Here is an 18,916-nt window from a genome sequence, read left to right as displayed (position 1 = left end):
GCTGTACCGCGGGGCACCCGCGGTCGGAGCTGGCCGCGGACCCCGCCGGCCATCGCCCCCCGTTGCTGATCACCAGATCACTATCGGCGCCGGCGCCACCGCCGCCTATAGGTCATCGGAGCGAATTTTGCCCGATCCAGGGACTAGTTCTCAGGCGGGCGTTCCGGCCAGATCGCCGGGCTCTCGGTGGTCCACAACCGGCGCAGTCACCATCAGACCGGCGGCACACGCCGTCACAGCGATTCTCCGATGAATCCGCGGATTGGATCTGGAACTAGGCCCCGCGGCGGCGCGCTCAGCTTCAGCAACCGGGCGGGCAGTCGTCCACACCCGAGGGCAACGCCGCAGCTTCGGCCCTGGTCCTGACCGCCAATTTGGCCAACAAACTGTGGACATGATTCTTCACGGTGTGCACGGCGATGCAGAGTTCCGCGGCGATCTGCTTATTCGACAGGCCCATCCGGAGCATCCGCAGAATCTCCGCCTCGCGAGTCGTGAGCATCGGAGTCGGGGTGCCGGCCTGCCGCTGAGCGGCCAGCTCCGACAATCGGCGCAGCAGCACCGTCGATATCTCCGGTGTGCAGAAGGATTCCCCGGCGGCGGCCCGCCGGATCACCCCCATCAGCTCGGCCATCGACTGGTACCGGATGTGGTAGCCGACCACGCCGATCTCCGCGCACTTCACGATCGCAACCTCGTCGTCGGCGGGCACCCCGAGCACAATGATCCGGGCCTGCGGATTCAGCTGCAGCATCGACACCATCAACATTTCGCAGTCCCGATTGTGAATGTTGAACAGCACAATTTCCGGCGCGATCTGCGCATTCGCCTGCAGCATCGACGGCAAATCCCGCGCCGCGCCGATGGTGTGCCCGCATCCGGCCAGCGCCGTCACCAGGTTGTCCCTCGACAGCGTGTAGTCGTCGACGATCAGTACCGGAACGCTCAGGTCGGACACCGGAACCCGGTCCGCTGGGCCGCCGTCGGGGGCGACCTCCAGCGTCGCCTCGCCGTCGATCATGTGTTCCCGAGAATTCCGCACATTGCGCGGCCCCCAATCGTGGCCCTTAGCCGCGATGCCCGCGCTCCCCCGACACCTCCGGCATCGCTCTGAATGCGTACACTAAATAGCTTCGGGTTCGCTGGCAACAGTTGGCCGGAAATTCACAGAATTTCCGACAATTTCCGACACTCCGGCGCGATCGCGCCGGCAGAAACTCAGCCCAAGATAAGCCCGGAGGTCGGCACCCCGGTGCCCGCGGTGACCAGCACGTGCTCGACGCCGTCGACCTGGTTGACCGAGGTGCCGCGCAGCTGGCGGACACCCTCGGCGATGCCGTTCATGCCGTGCAGGTAGGCCTCGCCGAGCTGGCCGCCGTGGGTGTTGATCGGCAGCCGGCCGCCCAGCTCGATGGCGCCGCCGGCGATGAAGTCCTTGGCCTCGCCCACCCCGCAGAAGCCCAGCTCCTCCAGCTGCAGCAGGGTGTACGGGGTGAAGTGGTCATAGAGCACCGCGGTCTGGATGTCGGCCGGGCTCAGCCCGGACTGCGCCCAGAGCTGGCGGCCCACCACGCCCATCTCGGGCAGCCCGAGCTCGTCGCGGTAGTAGGAGTACATGGTGAACTGGTCGGCGCCGGCGCCCTGGGCGGCGGCCTCGATGACCGCCGGGCGCTGCCGCAGGTCGCGGGCCCGCTCCGGGGTGGTGACCACGATCGCCACGCCGCCGTCGGTCTCCTGGCAGCAGTCCAGCAGCCGCAGCGGATCGGCGATCATCCGGGAGTTCTGGTGGTCCTCGATGGTGATCGGCTTGCCGTAGAAGTGCGCCTTGGGGTTGGTCGCGGCGTGCTTGCGGTCGGCGACCGACACCGCGCCGAAATCGGCACTGGTGGCGCCGTATTCGTGCATGTAGCGACGGGCCACCATGGCCACCGAGGCGGCCGGGGTGCTCAGCCCGTGCGGGTAGGACCAGCTGTACTCCACCCCGCGGGAGTCGGCGTTGACGGTCAGCCCGGTCATCACCTGGCCGAACCGGAACTCCGAGCGCTCGTTGAACGCGCGGTAGGCGACCACCACCTCGGCCACCCCGGCGGCCACCGCCAGCGCCGCCTGCTGCACGGTCGCGGCGGCCGCGCCGCCGCCGTAGCCGATCTGGGAGAAGAACTTCAGCTCACCGATGCCGGTGGACCGGGCCACCGCGGTCTCCAGGTTGGAGTCCATGGTGAAGGTGACCAGGCCGTCGACGTCGGCGGGCGCCAGCCCGGCGTCGTCCAGCGCGTCGAGCACCGCCTCGGCGGCCAGCCGCAGCTCGCTGCGGCCGGAGTTCTTGGAGAAGTCGGTCGCGCCGATGCCGGCGATTGCCGCCTTACCGGACAGGCTCACTCGGAAGCTCCCATGGTCAGGGTGGTGGTGGCGATGATGTGGTCACCGAGGCTGTTGGACCCGGTGACCTTCACGGTCACCAGATCGCCGTCCACGGCGGTCACCTCACCGCGGAAGGTGACGGTGTCGTAGGCGTACCACGGCACACCCAGCCGCAGCCCGATCGAACGGATCCGGGCACTGGGCCCGGCCCAGTCGGTCAGGTAGCGCTGCACCAGCCCGGTGTCGGTGAGGATGTTGACGAAGATGTCCTTGGAGCCCTTGGCCTGCGCCTGGTCCCGGTCGTGGTGCACGTCCTGGTAGTCGCGGGTGGCGATCGCGGTGGACACCACGAAGGTCGGATCGCCGTAGATGGCCAGCTCCGGCAGCGTGCTGCCGACGGTCGGTGTCACGGTGCTCATGCGCGGGGCTCCCAGTGGTACAGGGTCCAGGCCGGACTCACGTCGCTGTCCGGGAAGTCCAGATAGCCGACCTGAACCGGCATGCCGATCTCGACGGACTCCGGGTCCACCCCGCGCAGCTCGCCGAGCATCCGGACGCCCTCCTCCAGCTCGACCAGCGCGATGATGAACGGCAGCGAGCGCCCGGGCACCTTCGGCGCGTGGTGCACCACGTAGCTGAACACCGTGCCGTTGCCCGAGCCGACCACCCAGTCGGTGCCGGCGACCGGCTCGACCTGATGATCGCGCCACACCGCCGGGATCGGCGGATGCTGCAGCACGCCGTCGCCGCGACGCTGGATGCGCAGTTCGTGCGCGTTGACGCCGTCCCAGAAGAACTTGGTGTCCCGGGAGGCGGCCGGCCGCATCAGCTTGTCCGGGTCCAGGTCCTCGGGCACCGTGGTGGCCGGGGCCTGCCGGTCGGCGGGAATGAATTTCATGATGCGCCACATCATTTCGGCGACTTCCTCGTCGCCGACGGTCCAGGTGATCTTCTGGTTGACGAAGTAGCCCTCGCCCAGGGCGGTCTGCTTCGGCCCGATCACGTCGGTCAGCTCGGCGCTGATCCCGACCTGCTCGCCGGGGCGCAGGTAGCGGTGATAGGTCTGCTCGCAGTTGGTCGCGACCACACCGACATAGCCTGCGGCGTCGAACAATTCGATGATCTTGCCGAGCGGGTCGTCGTCCGGACGCACCCCGCCCAGGCCCATCATGGTCCACACCTGGATCATCGCCGGCGGGGCGACGACGCCGGGATGCCCGGCCGCCTGCGCGGCCGCCTCGTCCAGATAGATCGGGTTGCGGTCGCCGATCGCGTCGAGCCAGTGGTGCATCATCGGCTCGTTGACCGGGTCGCGGCCCAGCCGCGGGGCGCTGCGCCCGGCGGCCTTGATCGCCTCGATGCCCGCCGCCAGGTCCTGGCGCTCGCCGCTCATCGGGGCACCCGCGGCACGCCGAGGCCCGAGGCCGCGATCATCTCGCGCATCACCTCATTGACGCCGCCGCCGAAGGTGATGACCAGGTTGCGCTTGGTCATCTTGTCCAGCCAGACCAGCACCTCGCCGGTGTGCGGGTCGGCGGGATTGCCGTAGCCCACGATCTCCTCGGCCAGCCGGCCGACCTCCTGGATGCGTTCGGTGGAGAACACCTTGGTCGCGGCGGCGTCGGCCACCGCGATCGTCTCGCCGGAGGCGGCGACCTGCCAGTTCAGCAGCTCGTTGATCCGCCAGATCGACTTGATCTGGCCGAGCAGCCGGCGCACCGCGGGCAGCTCGATCGGCGTGACGCCGTCCGAGCCCGGGGTGGTCGCCCAGCTGTGCACCTGGTCGTAGATCCCGGCCACCCGGCCGGCCGGGCCGAGGCCGACCCGCTCGTGGTTGAGCTGGGTGGTGATCAGCTTCCAGCCGCCGTTCTCCCCGCCGACCACCATGTCGGCGGGCACCCGCACGTCGTTGAAGTAGGTGGCGTTGGTGTGGTGCGCGCCGTCGGACAGGATGATCGGCGTCCACGAGTAGCCCGGATCGGTGGTGTCGACGATCAGGATCGAGATGCCCTTGTGCTTGGCGGCATTCGGGTCGGTGCGGCAGGCCAGCCAGATGTAGTCGGCGTCGTGCGCGCCGGTGGTCCACATCTTCTGGCCGTTGACGATGTAGTGATCGCCGTCGCGGACCGCGGTGGTGCGCAGCGACGCCAGGTCGGTGCCGGCCTCCGGCTCGGAGTAGCCGATAGCGAAATGCACGTCGCCGGAAAGGATTCCGGGCAGGAACTGCTTCTTCTGCGCCTCGGTGCCGTGCACCTGCAGGGTCGGCCCGACGGTCTGCAGGGTGACCATCGGCAGCGGGATGTCGGCGCGGTTGGCCTCGTTGACGAAGATCTGCTGCTCGATCGGGCCGAAGCCCAGGCCGCCGTACTCCTTGGGCCAGCCGACGCCGAGCTTGCCGTCCGAGCCCATCCGCTTGATCACCGTGCGGTAGGCCTCGTTGTGCCGGTCGGTCTCCATCGCGGCGGCTTCTTCGGGGGTGATCAGGGTCGAGAAGTATTCCCGCAGCTCGGCCTGCAGCGCCCGCTGTTCGGGCGTCAGATCGATGAACATTACGCTCCCACCAGCTCGAGTCGTTGCGCCTGACCGCCCAGGCAGCGGGCCAGGTCCTTGATCGACGAGTAGTACCGGTCCATCGGGTAGGTGATGTCCATGCCCATGCCGCCGTGCAGATGGTGGCAGGTGCGCATGGCGACCGGCGCCTGCGAGGTCACCCAGTATCCGAGGATCGTCAGGTCCTCGTCGGCGTCGAGGTCCTCGGCGAGCCGCCAGGCCGCCGAGGTGGCCAGCAGCGCGATGGTGCGGGCGGTGATGTACACCTCGGACAGCTGCGCGGCGACGGTCTGGAACGTCGACAGCGGCCGGCCGAACTGCTCGCGGGTGGCGACGTAGTCGGCGGTCAGCCGCAGCGCCCCGGCGGTCAGGCCCGCGGCGAACGAGCCGTAGGCCGCCAGCGCCAGCCGATTGACATCCGCGGCGGTGGCGCCGTCGAGCACCCCGTCGGCCGGTGCGTCGGTGAGGGTGACGACGAACTCCTCGGAGCCGTTGGCGGTCGGCGTCCGGGTCAGCGCGACGCCCTCGCCGCGCGGGGACACCACCGCGACGCCGGAGTCGGCGGTGACCAGCAGCCACTGCGCGCCGTCGGCGTGGGGCACGCCGATCTTGGTGCCGTTGAGCCGGCCGTCGGCCAGGGTGACCCCGGGCTGCTCCGGCAGCGCGGTGCCCGGCTCGTTGAGCGCGGCGGACAGCAGCGCGCCGCCGGCCACCCCGGCCAGGTAGCGGTCCTGCTGCTCGTCGGTGGCCAGCGCCAGCAGCGGCAGCAGCCCCAGCCCGAGGGTGCCCAGTGCCGGGCCGGTGGTGCCGTGCCGACCGATCTCGGTCAGCGCGGTCGCGATCTCTGGCAGCCCGACGCCGTCGCCGCCGAGCCGCTCCGGCACACCGAGGGCGGCCACGCCGCCGTCGACCAGGGCGGCCCAGGAGTTGTCACGGTCGAGCACCGAGGTGACGACGTCGGCGACGGCCTGCTGCTGCGGGTCGGGACTGAAATCCACTGTGCTTGCTCCTCGTTCCGGCGGGTTGGTTACTTACCGGCCTGACCGGTGTAGTCGACCTGCCAGTGCTTGATGCCGTTGAGCCAGCCGGACATCAGCCGCTCCGGCTCCCCGATCGGGGTGATGTCGGGCATGTGGTCGGCGATCGCCTCGAAGATCAGGTTGATGGTCATCCGGGCCAGGTTGGCGCCGATGCAGTAGTGCGCACCGGTGCCGCCGAACCCGACGTGCGGGTTGGGGTCGCGCAGGATGTTGAAGGTGTGCGGGTCCTCGAAGACCGTCTCGTCGAAGTTGGCCGAGCGGTAGGACATCACCACTCGCTGGCCCTCCTTGATCTGCACGCCGGCCAGCTCGGTGTCGCAGTTGGCGGTGCGCTGGAACGCCGAGACCGGGGTGGCCCAGCGGACGATCTCGTCGACCGCGGTCTCCGGGCGCTCGCGCTTGTAGAGCTCCCACTGCTCGGGGTGCTGGGCGAACGCGATCATGCCGTGGGTGGTCGAGTTGCGGCTGGTCTCGTTGCCGGCGACCGCGAGCATGATGACGAAGAAGCCGAACTCGTCGTCGGTCAGGCTCTCGCCGTCGATGTCGGCCTCGATCAGCTGGGTGACGATGTCGTCGGTCGGGTTCTTGCGACGCTCCTCGGCCATCTTCATGGCGTAGGTGATCACCTCGAAGGAGGACATCGCCGGATCGATGTCGGCGAACTCGGGGTCCTCGCCGGCGGTCATCTCGTTGGACCAGCGGAACAGCTTGTCGCGGTCCTCCTGGGGCACGCCGATCAGCTCGGCGATGGCCTGCAGCGGCAGCTCACAGGCGACCTGCTCGACGAAGTCGCCGACCTCCATCGCGGCCGCGGTCTTGGCGATGTGCTGGGCGCGGGCGTTGAGCTCCTCGCGCAGCCGGCCGACGGCGCGCGGGGTGAAGCCGCGGGAGATGATCTTGCGCAGCCGGGTGTGGTGCGGCGCGTCCATGTTGAGCAGCACCGCGCGCTGCACGTCGACGGCCTCGCGGGTCATGGTCTGCGGCCAGACCGGGATGGCACCGTTCATCGCCGAGGAGAACACGTCGCTGCGGCGCGACACCTCCTTGACGTCGGCGTGCCGGGTCACCAGCCAGTAGCCCTTGTCACCGAACCCGCCGGTTCCCTCCGGAACGTCGACCCAGTGGATAGGCTCGGACCTGCGCAGCTCGGCGAGCTGCTCAACCGGCAACCCCTGCAGGTTCAGGTCGGCGTCCAGCGGATCGAAGGTGTTGGGGAAACTGAGGTGCGCCATTGGTCTTCTCCTTGCTCCAGCGGGTCCGCAAACAACACGGTCTAGTGCCAATTGCCACCATTGAAACACGGTCTGACCGCAGATCAAAGGCACCGACACATCGTCGCTTGTCAGAGTAATGAAACGTGTTCTAGCCTGGCGGACATGAGTAATCCTGTCATCGTCGAAGCCACCCGCAGTCCGATCGGAAAACGGAACGGCTGGCTGTCCGGCCTGCATGCCACCGAGTTGCTCGGCGCCGTCCAGCGGGCCGTGGTGGAGAAGGCCGGCATCGACGCCGGCGACGTGGAACAGGTTATCGGCGGCTGCGTCACCCAGTACGGGGAACAGGCGAACAACGTCACCCGGCAGTCCTGGCTGGTCGCCGGGCTGCCCGAGCACGTCGGCGCCACCAGCATCGACTGCCAGTGCGGCAGCGCCCAGCAGGCCAACCACCTGATCGCCGGGCTGATCGCCACCGGCGCCATCGACATCGGCATCGCCTGCGGCATCGAGGCGATGAGCCGGGTCGGTCTGGGCGCCAACGGCGGCGGCGCGCGGGCGGCGTCCTGGGACATCGACCTGCCCAACCAGTTCGAGGCCGCCGAGCGGATCGCCCGCCGGCGCGGCATCACCCGCGCCGACGTGGACGCGCTCGGGCTGGCCTCCCAGCTGCGGGCCAAGCAGGCCTGGGCCGAGGGCCGCTTCGATCGGGAGATCTCCCCGATCCAGGCCCCGGTGATCGACGAGAACAAGCAGCCCACCGCCGAGCTGACCATGGTCGGCCGCGACCAGGGCCTGCGGGACACCACCGCCGAGGGGCTGGCCGCGCTCAAGCCCGTCATCGAGGGCGGCATCCACACCGCCGGCAACTCCTCGCAGATCTCCGACGGCGCGGCCGCGGTGCTGTGGATGGACGAGGACAAGGCCAAGGCCCTGGGGCTCAAGCCGCGGGCCCGCATCGTCAGCCAGGCCAACGTCGGCGCCGAGACCTACTACCACCTGGACGGGCCGGTGCAGTCCACCGCGCGGGTGCTGGAGAAGGCCGGCATGTCGATGAGCGACATCGACCTGGTCGAGATCAACGAGGCGTTCGCCTCGGTGGTGCTGTCCTGGGCGCAGGTGCACGGCGCCGACATGGACCGCGTCAACGTCAACGGTGGCGCGATCGCGCTGGGGCACCCGGTCGGTTCCACCGGTGCCCGGCTGATCACCACCGCGCTGCACGAGCTGGAGCGCACCGACAAGTCCACCGCGCTGATCACCATGTGCGCCGGCGGGGCGCTGTCCACCGGAACGATCATCGAGCGCCTCTGATGCCGCTGACCGACGCCGACCGCATCGCCGCCGCGCAGGCCTACATCAGCGCGCTGGCCGACCACCGGGGCGACGACGTCCCGTTCGCCCCGGACTGCGTGCGCTACGAGCTGGGCATCAAGACCGGGCGGTCCGGGGATCACCTGCGCCGCAGCCTGAACAACGGTCCGCAGTTCAAGCTGATCCGCGCGGTCAGCACCCCGGAGTTCAGCGTCGACGGCGATCACATCCGGGCGGTGTTCGAGCTGTCCACCAAGCCCGCGCTGTTCGGCCGCCGGGTGGGCGCGGTGGTCGACGAGACGTTCCTGATCCCGGCCGACGCCCCGACCGCGCAGATCCACCACATCAGCGCCAACATCCGGCCCACGCTGACGAGATAGGTTGCCGCCATGGCCAACACCCCCCGCCCGTTGAACGCCAAGCAGGTGCAGCGGCTCAACGCGCCGTCCACCGGCACCGCGATCAAATGGATGTCGCGCGCCCAGACCTGGCTGTTCAAGAAGTCCGGGGGCCGGTTCGGCGACAAGTTCCTGCGCGGCGCGGCGGTCGGGATTCTCACCACCACCGGCCGCAAGTCCGGTGAGCCGCGGGACAGCCCGCTGCTGTACCTGCAGGAGGGCGGGCGCATCGTGCTGGTCGCCTCGCAGGGCGGCCGGGCGACGAACCCGATGTGGTACCTCAACCTGAAGGCCGACCCGGCCATCTCGTTCCAGACCAAGACGCAGACCCTGGCGCTGGTGGCCCGCGACGCCACCGACGCCGAGCGCGACGAGTACTGGCCCAAGCTGGACGCGATGTACCCGGACTTCGTGAACTACCGCTCCTACACCGATCGCAAGATCCCGATCGTCATCTGCGATCCGGCCTAGCCCCGGTCAGAACGGCGGCGGCTCGCCGTCGTCGTCGTCGGGCTCAGGTTCGGGCTCGGGCTCGGGCCGGGGTTTCGGAGTGAGCGGACCCAGAACCTTGGCCATCTCGGCGTCGTATGCGGCGTTCTCGATGTGGTTGGCGGCGCGTTCGGCCTCGATGCCGCGCAGCTGATCCTGCTCGCGGGTACGAGGCCGTTTCGGCATCGCCAATCCCCGGTGCTCCGGCGGCGCGCCGTCCTCCTTGCCTGCGGCGCCGTCCTTCTTGCCCGGGGCCTTCTTCGCCGGGGGCAGCGGCGTTTCGGTGTTCCAGCCGGGAAACAGCAGCGCCGACAGCGGCACGGTGGTGTAGCCGGCCCCGTGCGGGCTGGTCCAGGTCAGCGTCCCATCGGCGGCCAGCTCCGAGCTCCAGCCACCGAAGGTCTTGCCCAGGTGGTGGGTGCGGCAGTAGCAGGCGTTGTTGCCCGGATGGGTGGGGCCGCGCGGGTACGGGCGAACATGGTCGATGTCGCAGCGGTCGGCGGGCTTCCCGCAGCCGGGGAACCGGCAGGTCAGATCCCGGGCCTGATCCCACAGCGCCAGCCGGCGTGACGGCCGGTAGTGCTTCTCCGGGGTGCGGTCCGGGCGCCGCAGTGCGCGGATCTTCGCGCCGGTGCGCACCAGCTCGGCCAGCAGCGGTATCGGCACGATCCCACCACCGATCTGCACCGCGACGCCGCGATCGCACTCCGGCACCACGACCGGCGGGGGCGGTGGCGGGGGTGGCGGGGGCGGTGGCGGGGGTGGCGGGGGTGGGGGCGGATTCCGCGGCGGCGGAGGCGGGGGCTGACCCGGCGGGGGCTGATCCGGCGGCTGATCCGGCGGGAGCCCGCGATGACGCGCGCAGGGCCGCGGCTCCGCGGCGTCGGCGGTCAGCAGCGCGGCCAGCTCGGCGTCGATCGCCGAATCGCTCAGGGCGGCCGGCATGCTCACCGGGCGGTGTTCCCAGAGGCCAAGCTGCCCGGCCGGGTCGACGGGCCGGCGGGTCTGCCAGCCCGGCCCGGCGTCGCGTCGCGCGGTGTCGGTGATCTCGGCGATCTCCTCCGGGGTCATCCCGCCGGACCAGTCGGTGCCGGGCGGGTAAACCCAGACGGTGCGCTTCCGGGACTCCAGCCACGGCCTGCCGATGCTCGGTTTGCCGGCAGCCTCGGCGATGGCCTGCTCAATCGCGGCCTGATCGGCGAGCACCTCGATGACCACCGAGCCCGCCCGGGTCCGGTCCACCACCCCGTTGCCGTCGGTGGCCCCGGTGGTGTTCTGCGGGCATTCGGGCCGATTGCACCGACACGGCAGCGCGGTGATGCCGGTGTGCAGCAGCGCGAAGGCATCCGAACGCCGCTCCCCGATGCTGCGCGGATCCTCCGGGCACACCGAGGAGGCCAACGAGCTCAGCACCGCGTCGATGATCGGGGCATCGGTGGCCAGCACCGCCCCGTACACGCTGCGCAGCCCGGTCTCGTCGTCGGGCTTGCCGAAGGAGATGTCGCGGGCGCGGGCGGCCTGATGGATCCGGCGCACCGCATCGGGATCGTGCTTGCAGATCGCCGCGTCGACGAGCATGTCCAGGCTGTCGTTGGACAGCGTGCCCACCCCGCCGTAGCGGGCGGCCTGCTCGACCGCGGCGGCCAACTCGGTGTCGATTTCGGCCGCGGCCTGCGGGTCCATCACCAGCCGGGTGCGCCAGGTGACGACCGCGACGATCCGCTCGGAGACCGCCCCGGTCGCCAGCAGCGCGGCGATCTTGGGCAGCCGAGTCCGCAGCGCCTTGGCGGCGTGCAGCAGGGATCCGGCGCGGCGGGCGCTGATGCCCATCGCGGCGCCGACCTCGGCGGTGGTCGCCGTCCAGCCGTCGTAGGCGGCGTGCGCGTCGGCCTCGGCCTCATTGCGGGCCAGCAGTTCGCCGATCGCGGCGTACCGGGCAGCCGCCGCGGCCGCATCGGCGAGCGCCGAGGCGGAGATCGTGGCGACCAGATCCGCGGCATCTGCACTGGTCAGCGCCTCGCGATCCAATCTTTCGAACATACTGTCGAGAGTACGCCGACCCACCGACAGCCGCCACCGCGCTGCCGGGCCGGTGTATCCGCCTGAGAAATGCCTCGGAACGGGCGTAGAAATTCTTAGTGAACAGATCCCAAAGTGTGTACAGTGAGCACGCACACAGTGCGGGGGGAATGTGTGGACCGACACCATCCATTACCCGACGGAGCCAACATGGACCACCTCGCCGGACGTTCACGACGTCCACTCATCGCCGTGGCGACGGCACTGACCGCCTTCTGTCTGCTGGTCATCACCGCGATCCCTTCGCTGGCGCTGACCGTCACGTTCGTTCGGCACGGCGAATCGGTGGCGAACGCGGCCGACCACATCGACACCTCGATCCCGGGGCCGGAGCTGACTGAGCTGGGCGAAGATCAGGCCGCCGGTGTGCCGGCGAAGTTGCAGGGGTACGGCTACGACCTGACCAAGTACGACGGCATCTACGCCTCCACCATGATCCGGACCCAGCAGACCGCGAAGCCACTCTCCAAGTGGTACGAGGAAAATAACGAGACGCCCCGGCCCGTCACCATCCTGGGCGGGGAGTACACCAACCCGGGCCGCGCCGGGGAGCGGATCGGCGTCCAGGAGATCGGCGCGGGCATCTTCGAGGGGGCCCCGGAGAACAGCGGGCTCGGTCGGCTCGGCTACATCGCGGTGCCGCTGGGCTGGACCCTGGGCGCCCGGTTCCTGCGCATCCCCGGTGGCGAGAACGGCAACGAGTTCAACGAGCGGATGACCAACGCGCTTGACCAGGTCGACGAGGAGAGCGACAACGCCGTGGTGTTCTCGCACGGCGCGACGATCATGATGTGGACGTTGATGAACGTCAACAACCCGGATCTGATGCTGCTGCTGAACAACCGGCTGGACAACACCGACGTCGTCGTCGTGGAGAAGGACGCCGCCGGCGAGTGGGAGCTCAAGCGCTGGGGCGATAAGGAGGTCGGCCCGGCCAACTACCCGACCAAGATGTTCGTCAACACCCGTGACCTGGCCGTCGCGCCGCAGACCGCGCTGTACAACATGCGCCAGCCGGTGCTGGCCCTGGACGCCGGGGCGATCGTCAGCACCGCCGGCGAGGGTGTCCGTGACGTCGGCGAGGCCGGGGTCAAGTTCGTGAAGGATTCGGTCACCGACACCGTCGACGCGGTGCGGGGCCTGCTGCCCGGCGGGCAGTCCACGGCCCTGGCCGACAGCACCGCGGACCGCCCCGCCGCCACCCGGACCGCCAAGGGTCTGGTCGACGAGCTGAAGAGCTCGGCCTCGGACCTCGGCGCAACGCTGACCACCCGGACGGCCGGCGCCGACGACACCGACGCACCGCGGCCGCGGCTGCGCGTGGTCGCCGACAACGCCCGCTCGGATGTCCGGGACGCGGTCAAGCAGACCGGCGAGCGGGTCAAGCAGACCGTGGACAAGGCAACCGCCGACGTGAAGAAGGTCGTCAAGCAGGCGCGGGACACCGTCCGCAAGGCGGCCGACGCCGCCTAGGCCCACGCCGCCTAGGCCCACACCACCCAGGCCCACACCGAAAAGATCATGGCCCCCTCGAATTTCGAGGGGGCCATGATCGTCAGGTCGGATCAGGCGCCGTAGACCGGCACCGCGGGACGCGCCTGCGCCAGCAGGTCGGCAACCACCGGCCCCAGCTCGGCCGGATCCCAGCGGTCGCCCTTGTCGATCTGCGGGCCGTGCGCCCAGCCCTCGGCGACCCGGATCTTGCCGCCCTCGACCTCGAAGACCTGCCCGGTCACCTCGCGGGATGCCGCGCTGCCCAGCCACACCACGAGCGGGGAGACGTTCTCCGGCGCCATCGCGTCGAACGCCTGGCCCTGGGTGGCCATCATGTCGGCGAACACCGTCTCGGTCATCCGGGTCCGCGCCGACGGCGCGATCGCGTTGACGGTCACCCCGTAGCGGCCCATCTCGGCGGCGCCGATCAGGGTGAGCGCGGCGATACCCGCCTTGGCGGCACTGTAGTTGGCCTGCCCGATGCTGCCCTGCAGGCCGGCACCGGAGCTGGTGTTGATGATCCGGGCGTCGACGGTCTCGCCGGCCTTGGACTTGGCCCGCCAGTACGCCGCGGCGTGCCGCATGGTGGCGAAGTGCCCCTTGAGGTGCACCGCGACCACCGCGTCGAACTCTTCCTCGCTGGTGTTGGCGAACATCCGGTCGCGCACGATGCCGGCGTTGTTGACCAGCACGTCGAGCCCGCCGAAGGTGTCGACCGCGGTCTGGATCAGCGCGGCGGCCTGCTCCCAGTCGGCGACGTTCGAGCCGTTGGCGACGGCCTCTCCCCCGGCCGCGACGATCTCGTCGACCACGGTCTGGGCGGCGCTGCCGCCGCCGGCCGGCGAGCCGTCCAGGCCCACCCCGATGTCGTTGACCACGACCCGTGCGCCCTCGGCCGCAAAGGCCAGCGCGTGGGCGCGGCCGATGCCGCCGCCTGCCCCGGTGACGATGACAACCCGGCCGTCAAGCAATCCCATTGCTGCTCCTCGATTGATCCACTGTTACTTACTTATTCGCGCTGGAGGCGTCCAGGTACGCCGGCGGCTCGCCGCCGCCGTGCACCTCGATGCTGGCGCCGCTGACGTAGCCGGCCAGGTCCGAGGCCAGATAGGCGGCGGCCCAACCGATGTCGGCGGGCCGGGCCAACCGGCCCAGCGGCACCGTGGCCGCCACCTGGGCCAGCGAGTCGGCGTCGCCGTAGAACAGTTCGGACTGTTCGGTCTCCACCATGCCGACGACGATGTTGTTGACCCGCACCCGCGGCGCCCATTCCACCGCCAGCGTCGAGGTCAGATTCTCCAGGCCGGCCTTGGCCGCGCCGTAGGCGGCGGTGCCCGGGGTGGGCCGCCGGCCGCTGACGCTGCAGATGTTGATGATCGAGCCGCCGCGCGACTGGGTCTGCATGTGCCGGTTGGCGTGCTGGGCGACCTGCAGCGGCCCGATCAGGTTGAGCTCGATGATCTTGCGGCTGAAGTTGGCCGACGCCTCGGCGGCGGCCGCGTACGGGGAACCGCCGGCATTGTTGATCACGACGTCGATCCGGCCGTGTCGGGCCACCACGTCGTCGAGCATCTCGCGGACCGCGTCGTCGTCGCGGACGTCGCAGGCCAGGAATTCATACGGCGAGCCCTCGACGGGGCGGCGCGCGCAGGTCAGCACCGTCGCACCCTGGTCGGCGAACACCGCGCTGATGCCGGCGCCGACGCCGCGCACCCCGCCGGTCACCAACACCACCCGGTCGCGCAGGCCGAGGTTGATCGCGGGATCAGTCTGGTCGGTCACGTGTGTTAGCGTACCAAGCAAGTGCTTGCTTTGCCTACCGGCCCAGGAGACGCCATGCCGATCACATCCAAAACCGTCGAACCGGGCATCGTCTCGGTCACCGTCGACTACCCACCGGTCAACGCCATCCCCTCGGCGGGCTGGTTCGAACTGGCCGACACCATCACCGCGGCCGGCCGCGACCCCAGCACCCACGCGGTGATCCTGCGGGCCGAGGGCCGCGGCTTCAACGCCGGCGTCGACATCAAGGAGATGCAGCGCACCGAGGGCTTTGACGCGCTGATCGCCGCCAACCGCGGCTGCTACGAGGCCTTCCGCGCGGTCTACGAGTGCGCGGTGCCGGTGATCGCCGCGGTCAACGGATTCTGCGTCGGCGGCGGCATCGGCCTGATCGGCAACGCCGACGTCATCGTCGCCTCCGACGATGCCACCTTCGGGCTGCCCGAGGTCGAGCGCGGCGCGCTCGGCGCGGCCACCCACCTGTCCCGGCTGGTCCCGCAGCACATGATGCGGCGACTGTTCTTCACCGCCGCCACCGTCGACGCGGCCACCCTGGCCCAGTTCGGCTCGGTGCACGAGGTGGTGCCGCGCGCCGAGCTCGACGAGTCCGCGCTGCGGGTGGCCCGCGACATCGCCGCCAAGGACACCCGGGTGATCCGGGCGGCCAAGGAGGCGCTGAACCTCATCGACGTGCAGCGGGTCAACGCCAGCTACCGGATGGAGCAGGGCTTCACCTTCGAGCTCAACCTCGCCGGCGTCTCCGACGAACACCGCGACGCCTTCGCCGGCACCGAAAAGGGAAACAAATGACCGACAAGACAACGACTCTGGACGCCGCCGTCGCGCAGATCGAAAGCGGCATGACCATCGGCCTCGGCGGCTGGGGCTCGCGCCGCAAGCCGATGGCGTTCGTGCGCGCGCTGCTGCGCACCGACGTCACCGATCTGACCGTGGTGACCTACGGCGGACCGGATCTCGGCCTGCTGTGCTCGGCCGGCAAGGTCCGCCGGGCCTACTACGGCTTCGTCTCGCTGGACTCCCCGCCGTTCTACGACCCGTGGTTCGCCAAGGCCCGCACCAGCGGCGCGATCGAGGCCCGCGAGATGGACGAGGGCATGCTGCGCTGCGGCCTGCAGGCGGCCGGCCAGCGGCTGCCGTTCCTGCCGATCCGGGCCGGACTCGGCAGTGACGTGCGGGCGTTCTGGGGCGACGAGCTGCGGACCGTCACCAGCCCGTACCCCACCGACGGCAAGCACGAGGAACTCATCGCGATGCCCGCGCTGAACCTCGACGCCGCCTTCGTGCACCTGAACCTCGGCGACGCCCGCGGCAACGCCGCCTACACCGGCATCGACCCGTACTTCGACGACCTGTACCTGATGGCCGCCGACCGCCGCTTCCTGTCGGTGGAGAAGGTCGTCCCGACCGCCGAGCTGGTGGATTCGGTTGTGCCGCAGCAGCTGCTGATCAACCGGATGATGGTCGACGCCGTCGTCGAGGCCCCCGGCGGCGCGCACTTCACCACCAACGAGCCCGACTACCGCCGCGACGAGAAGTTCCAGCGGCACTACGCCGAGGCCGCCGGCGACCCGGAGACCTGGGCGCAGTTCACCCAGACGTACCTGTCCGGCAGCGAGGACGACTACCAGGCCGCGGTCCGCCGGTTCGCCGCCGCGAAGGAGACCGACAAATGAGCGACGTGAGCACCGCCGAGATCTGCGTGATCGCCTGCGCCGAACTGTTCCGTGACGCCGGGGAGATCATGGTGTCGCCGATGACCACCGTGGTGTCGATCGGCGCCCGGTTGGCCCGACTGAGCTTCGCCCCCGACATCGTGCTGAGCGACGGTGAGGCCCGGCTGATCGCCGACACCCCGCCGATCGGCGCGCCCGCGGCGATCGAGGGCTGGATGCCGTTCGGCCGGGTCTTCGAGACGCTGGCCTGGGGCCGTCGCCACGTGGTGATGGGCGCCAACCAGATCGACCGGTTCGGCAACCAGAACCTCTCGGCGTTCGGGCCGGTGCAGCAGCCGACCCGGCAGATGTTCGGTGTCCGCGGCGCCCCCGGCAACACCATCAACCACATCACCAGCTACTTCGTCGGCAACCACACCAAGCGGGTGTTCTGCGAGTCGGTGGACATCGTCTCCGGCGTCGGCTGGGACAAGGTCGATCCGGACAACCCGGCCTACCGGTTCCTCAACGTGCACCAGGTGGTGTCCAACCTCGGGGTGTTCGACTTCGCCGGCCCGGACCACAGCATGCGCGCGGTCAGCCTGCACCCGGGCGTGACGCCCGAGCAGGTCGTGGAGAACACCTCCTTCGAGGTGGCCGGCCTGGAGCAGGCCGGCGTCACCCGCGCCCCCAGCTACGCCGAGCTGGACCTGATCGCGACGCTGGACCCGAAGTCGCTGCGCAGCAAGGAAGTCCGGGCGTGAGCCCCCGGCTGAGCACCCCGCTGACCGAGCTGATCGGTATCGAGCACCCGGTCGTGCAGACCGGGATGGGCTGGGTGGCCGGCGCCCGATTGGTCGCCGCCACCGCCAATGCCGGCGGGTTGGGCATCCTGGCCTCGGCGACGATGACCCTCGACGAGCTGGCCGTCGCGGTCGGCAAGGTCAAGGCCGCCACCGACAAGCCGTTCGGGATCAACATGCGGGCCGACGCCGGCGATGCCGGCGAGCGGGTCGACCTGCTGATCCGCGAGGGCGTGCGGGTGGCGTCGTTCGCGCTGGCGCCCAAGCCCGAGCTGATCGCCCGGCTGAAAGAGGCCGGCGTGGTGGTCATTCCGTCGATCGGCGCGGCCAAGCACGCCAAGAAGGTGGCGGCCTGGGGCGCCGACGCGGTGATCGTGCAGGGCGGCGAGGGCGGTGGGCACACCGGCCCGGTCGCCACCACGCTGCTGCTGCCCTCGGTGCTCGACGCCGTCGCCGACACCGGGATGCCGGTGGTCGCCGCGGGCGGGTTCTTCGACGGCCGCGGGCTGGCCGCCGCGCTGAGTTACGGCGCGGCCGGGGTGGCGATGGGCACCCGGTTCCTGCTGACCTCGGACTCGACGGTGCCCGACGCCGTCAAGCAGCGCTACCTGGCCGCCGCCCTGGACGGCACCGTGGTGTCCACCCGGGTCGACGGCATGCCGCACCGGGTGCTGCGCACCGGGCTGGTGGAGAAGCTGGAAAGCGGTTCGCCGGCACGCGGATTGGCCGCCGCGGTGGCCAACGCGCAGAAGTTCAAGAAGATGACCGGGATGACCTGGCGGTCGATGGTCAGCGACGGCCTGACCATGCGCAAGGGCAAGGACCTGACCTGGTCGCAGGTGGTGATGGCGGCCAACACCCCGATGCTGCTCAAGGCCGGGCTGGTCGACGGCGACACCGAGGCCGGCGTGCTGGCCTCCGGTCAGGTGGCCGGGATCCTGGAGGACCTGCCGTCCTGCGCGGAGCTGGTCCCGGCGATCGTCGCCGAGGCCATCGAGCAGCTCAACGCCGCGACCGGGTTGATCCGGGAGTAGCTCAACCGGGGCCGTAGTGCCCGGCGATTTCCGGCGAGCTCTGCCAGCCGGTGTAGGCCGGGCCCTGCGGCCAGCCGGTCGGCGAATCCTGCCAGTCCTCGCGCCGGCCGTAGGGCAGCGCGTCGATCAGCGCGAAGGTGTGGCTGAGCGCCTCGATGCCGCGGCCGGTGGTGTACCAGCTGCGAAACACCCGATCCCCGTCGCGCAGGAAGACATTGAGCATGAAGCCGCCCCCGGGCGGCGCGCCGATGTCGGCGCCGAAATCGCTGTTGGCGGTGGAGTACCAGGGCAGCAGGTTGCCGACGGCGGCGCGGTAGGCCAGCGCCTCGTCGATCGGGCCCGCGGTGACCACGACGAATCGCGCGTCGTAGTTGTCCAGGAAGTGCGGTTCGCGGAACTGCGCGGTGTAACCGGTGCAGCCCGAGCACTGCCACTGCGCGCCCGGACTCCACATGTGGCTGTAGACGATCAACTGCGACCGGCCGTCGAAGACATCGACCAGGCGCACCGGCCCGTCCGCGGAATCCAGCAGGTAGTTGGGCAGTTCCAGCATCGGCAGCCGGCGGCGCGCCGCGGCGATGTCGTCGAGCTCCCGGGTGGCGGCCTTCTCCCGGACCCGCAGCCGGGCAATCTCCTCGTCCCAGGTCCGCCGGTCGACGATCGGCGGTAGCGCATTCGCGGGCAT

19 protein-coding genes are annotated in these 18,916 nt (G+C 70.1%); 8 read left to right on the top strand and 11 right to left on the bottom strand.

The annotated features are described in order from the left end of the window. Nucleotides 1-301 precede the first annotated feature (301 nt). The 7 genes from G6N10_RS16435 to G6N10_RS16405 all read right to left on the bottom strand — a co-directional run bounded on the left by G6N10_RS16435 (nt 302) and on the right by G6N10_RS16405 (nt 7,183). Nucleotides 302-1,021, bottom strand: a complete 720-nt coding sequence (locus tag G6N10_RS16435) for a response regulator transcription factor (RefSeq protein WP_085094129.1) — start codon at nt 1,019-1,021, stop codon at nt 302-304. 197 nt (nt 1,022-1,218) lie between these two features. Further along, nucleotides 1,219-2,373: a 17-hydroxy-3-oxo-4-pregnene-20-carboxyl-CoA lyase gene (locus tag G6N10_RS16430; RefSeq protein WP_179962902.1), complete on the bottom strand. Its 1,155-nt coding sequence runs from the start codon at nt 2,371-2,373 to the stop codon at nt 1,219-1,221. Nucleotides 2,374-2,375: 2 nt separating this feature from the next. Further along, entirely contained in the window at nt 2,376-2,780 is a 405-nt protein-coding gene (locus G6N10_RS16425; RefSeq protein ID WP_085094133.1) for a MaoC family dehydratase, read from the bottom strand. Beyond that, a complete protein-coding gene (locus tag G6N10_RS16420) occupies nt 2,777-3,754 on the bottom strand; it encodes a bifunctional MaoC family dehydratase N-terminal/OB-fold nucleic acid binding domain-containing protein (RefSeq protein ID WP_085094135.1) in 978 nt (325 codons plus the stop codon). Before G6N10_RS16420 ends, G6N10_RS16425 begins: the two co-directional genes overlap by 4 nt. Further along, nucleotides 3,751-4,911, bottom strand: coding sequence for an acyl-CoA dehydrogenase FadE29 (gene fadE29 / locus G6N10_RS16415; RefSeq protein WP_085094137.1), 1,161 nt, complete (start codon nt 4,909-4,911; stop codon nt 3,751-3,753). Before fadE29 ends, G6N10_RS16420 begins: the two co-directional genes overlap by 4 nt. Beyond that, the gene (locus G6N10_RS16410; protein ID WP_085094139.1) at nt 4,911-5,909 is read right to left on the bottom strand and encodes an acyl-CoA dehydrogenase family protein; all 999 of its coding nucleotides are present in this window, start codon (nt 5,907-5,909) and stop codon (nt 4,911-4,913) included. Before G6N10_RS16410 ends, fadE29 begins: the two co-directional genes overlap by 1 nt. A gap of 29 nt (nt 5,910-5,938) precedes the next feature. Beyond that, nucleotides 5,939-7,183: a cytochrome P450 gene (locus G6N10_RS16405; protein WP_085094141.1), complete on the bottom strand. Its 1,245-nt coding sequence runs from the start codon at nt 7,181-7,183 to the stop codon at nt 5,939-5,941. 144 nt (nt 7,184-7,327) lie between these two features. Between G6N10_RS16405 and G6N10_RS16400 the strand changes: the two genes are divergently transcribed. Genes G6N10_RS16400 through G6N10_RS16390 form a run of 3 tightly spaced genes read left to right on the top strand, consistent with a single transcriptional unit; the run spans nt 7,328 to nt 9,348 of the window. Next, nucleotides 7,328-8,479 (top strand): steroid 3-ketoacyl-CoA thiolase, encoded by a 1,152-nt coding sequence (locus G6N10_RS16400; protein ID WP_085094143.1) that lies wholly within the window; start codon nt 7,328-7,330, stop codon nt 8,477-8,479. Beyond that, complete coding sequence (locus G6N10_RS16395) at nt 8,479-8,859, top strand: DUF8021 domain-containing protein (RefSeq protein WP_085094145.1); 381 nt, start codon at nt 8,479-8,481, stop codon at nt 8,857-8,859. The genes G6N10_RS16400 and G6N10_RS16395 overlap by 1 nt, the downstream gene beginning before the upstream one ends. A 9-nt stretch (nt 8,860-8,868) precedes the next feature. Continuing rightward, complete coding sequence (locus tag G6N10_RS16390) at nt 8,869-9,348, top strand: nitroreductase family deazaflavin-dependent oxidoreductase (protein WP_085094147.1); 480 nt, start codon at nt 8,869-8,871, stop codon at nt 9,346-9,348. Between the two features lie 6 nt (nt 9,349-9,354). On the opposite strand, the gene G6N10_RS16385 is transcribed toward G6N10_RS16390, so the two are convergent. Further along, entirely contained in the window at nt 9,355-11,406 is a 2,052-nt protein-coding gene (locus tag G6N10_RS16385; protein WP_163742543.1) for an HNH endonuclease signature motif containing protein, read from the bottom strand. A gap of 231 nt (nt 11,407-11,637) precedes the next feature. On the opposite strand from G6N10_RS16385, the gene G6N10_RS16380 reads away from it, so the two are divergent. Then, nucleotides 11,638-12,918, top strand: coding sequence for a histidine phosphatase family protein (locus G6N10_RS16380; protein ID WP_163742539.1), 1,281 nt, complete (start codon nt 11,638-11,640; stop codon nt 12,916-12,918). 92 nt (nt 12,919-13,010) lie between these two features. Here G6N10_RS16380 and G6N10_RS16375 read toward each other — a convergent pair whose 3' ends face one another. Together G6N10_RS16375 and G6N10_RS16370 are read right to left on the bottom strand one after the other, a co-directional pair. Next, on the bottom strand, nt 13,011-13,916 hold the full coding sequence (locus G6N10_RS16375) for an SDR family oxidoreductase (RefSeq protein ID WP_085096610.1): 906 nt from the start codon (nt 13,914-13,916) through the stop codon (nt 13,011-13,013). A 28-nt stretch (nt 13,917-13,944) separates the two neighbouring features. Next, a complete protein-coding gene (locus G6N10_RS16370; RefSeq protein ID WP_109750531.1) occupies nt 13,945-14,721 on the bottom strand; it encodes an SDR family oxidoreductase in 777 nt (258 codons plus the stop codon). A gap of 54 nt (nt 14,722-14,775) precedes the next feature. On the opposite strand from G6N10_RS16370, the gene echA20 reads away from it, so the two are divergent. From echA20 to ipdC, 4 genes are read left to right on the top strand one after another with little or no spacing between them, the layout of a single operon-like run. Next, nucleotides 14,776-15,531 carry a (7aS)-7a-methyl-1,5-dioxo-2,3,5,6,7,7a-hexahydro-1H-indene-carboxyl-CoA hydrolase gene (echA20, locus tag G6N10_RS16365; RefSeq protein WP_085096613.1) on the top strand — a complete coding sequence of 252 codons (756 nt, stop codon included), beginning with the start codon at nt 14,776-14,778 and terminating at the stop codon, nt 15,529-15,531. Next, nucleotides 15,528-16,415 (top strand): cholesterol ring-cleaving hydrolase subunit IpdA, encoded by an 888-nt coding sequence (gene ipdA, locus G6N10_RS16360; protein WP_085096616.1) that lies wholly within the window; start codon nt 15,528-15,530, stop codon nt 16,413-16,415. Before echA20 ends, ipdA begins: the two co-directional genes overlap by 4 nt. After that, on the top strand, nt 16,412-17,158 hold the full coding sequence (gene ipdB, locus G6N10_RS16355; protein ID WP_085096619.1) for a cholesterol ring-cleaving hydrolase subunit IpdB: 747 nt from the start codon (nt 16,412-16,414) through the stop codon (nt 17,156-17,158). The genes ipdA and ipdB overlap by 4 nt, the downstream gene beginning before the upstream one ends. Next, entirely contained in the window at nt 17,155-18,231 is a 1,077-nt protein-coding gene (gene ipdC, locus G6N10_RS16350) for a (3aS,4S,5R,7aS)-5-hydroxy-7a-methyl-1-oxo-octahydro-1H-indene-4-carboxyl-CoA dehydrogenase (protein ID WP_085096622.1), read from the top strand. Before ipdB ends, ipdC begins: the two co-directional genes overlap by 4 nt. Nucleotide 18,232: 1 nt before the next feature. On the opposite strand, the gene G6N10_RS16345 is transcribed toward ipdC, so the two are convergent. Continuing rightward, entirely contained in the window at nt 18,233-18,916 is a 684-nt protein-coding gene (locus tag G6N10_RS16345; RefSeq protein ID WP_085096625.1) for a DUF899 family protein, read from the bottom strand.

Origin of the sequence: Mycolicibacterium fallax (assembly GCF_010726955.1) — a bacterium.
Classification (GTDB): Bacteria; Actinomycetota; Actinomycetes; order Mycobacteriales; family Mycobacteriaceae; genus Mycobacterium; species Mycobacterium fallax.
This window is presented reverse-complemented; position numbering and strand designations above follow the sequence as displayed.

Coding starts and splice junctions, on each gene's coding strand:
- G6N10_RS16435 (WP_085094129.1), bottom strand. CDS start 1,021: ATGATCGACGGCGAGGCGACGCTGGAGGTCGCCCCCGACGGCGGCCCA.
- fadE29 (WP_085094137.1), bottom strand. CDS start 4,911: ATGTTCATCGATCTGACGCCCGAACAGCGGGCGCTGCAGGCCGAGCTG.
- ipdB (WP_085096619.1), top strand. CDS start 16,412: ATGAGCGACGTGAGCACCGCCGAGATCTGCGTGATCGCCTGCGCCGAA.
- G6N10_RS16385 (WP_163742543.1), bottom strand. CDS start 11,406: ATGTTCGAAAGATTGGATCGCGAGGCGCTGACCAGTGCAGATGCCGCG.
- ipdA (WP_085096616.1), top strand. CDS start 15,528: ATGACCGACAAGACAACGACTCTGGACGCCGCCGTCGCGCAGATCGAA.
- G6N10_RS16400 (WP_085094143.1), top strand. CDS start 7,328: ATGAGTAATCCTGTCATCGTCGAAGCCACCCGCAGTCCGATCGGAAAA.
- G6N10_RS16375 (WP_085096610.1), bottom strand. CDS start 13,916: ATGGGATTGCTTGACGGCCGGGTTGTCATCGTCACCGGGGCAGGCGGC.
- G6N10_RS16390 (WP_085094147.1), top strand. CDS start 8,869: ATGGCCAACACCCCCCGCCCGTTGAACGCCAAGCAGGTGCAGCGGCTC.
- echA20 (WP_085096613.1), top strand. CDS start 14,776: ATGCCGATCACATCCAAAACCGTCGAACCGGGCATCGTCTCGGTCACC.
- G6N10_RS16405 (WP_085094141.1), bottom strand. CDS start 7,183: ATGGCGCACCTCAGTTTCCCCAACACCTTCGATCCGCTGGACGCCGAC.
- G6N10_RS16420 (WP_085094135.1), bottom strand. CDS start 3,754: ATGAGCGGCGAGCGCCAGGACCTGGCGGCGGGCATCGAGGCGATCAAG.
- G6N10_RS16425 (WP_085094133.1), bottom strand. CDS start 2,780: ATGAGCACCGTGACACCGACCGTCGGCAGCACGCTGCCGGAGCTGGCC.
- G6N10_RS16395 (WP_085094145.1), top strand. CDS start 8,479: ATGCCGCTGACCGACGCCGACCGCATCGCCGCCGCGCAGGCCTACATC.
- G6N10_RS16345 (WP_085096625.1), bottom strand. CDS start 18,916: ATGCCCGCGAATGCGCTACCGCCGATCGTCGACCGGCGGACCTGGGAC.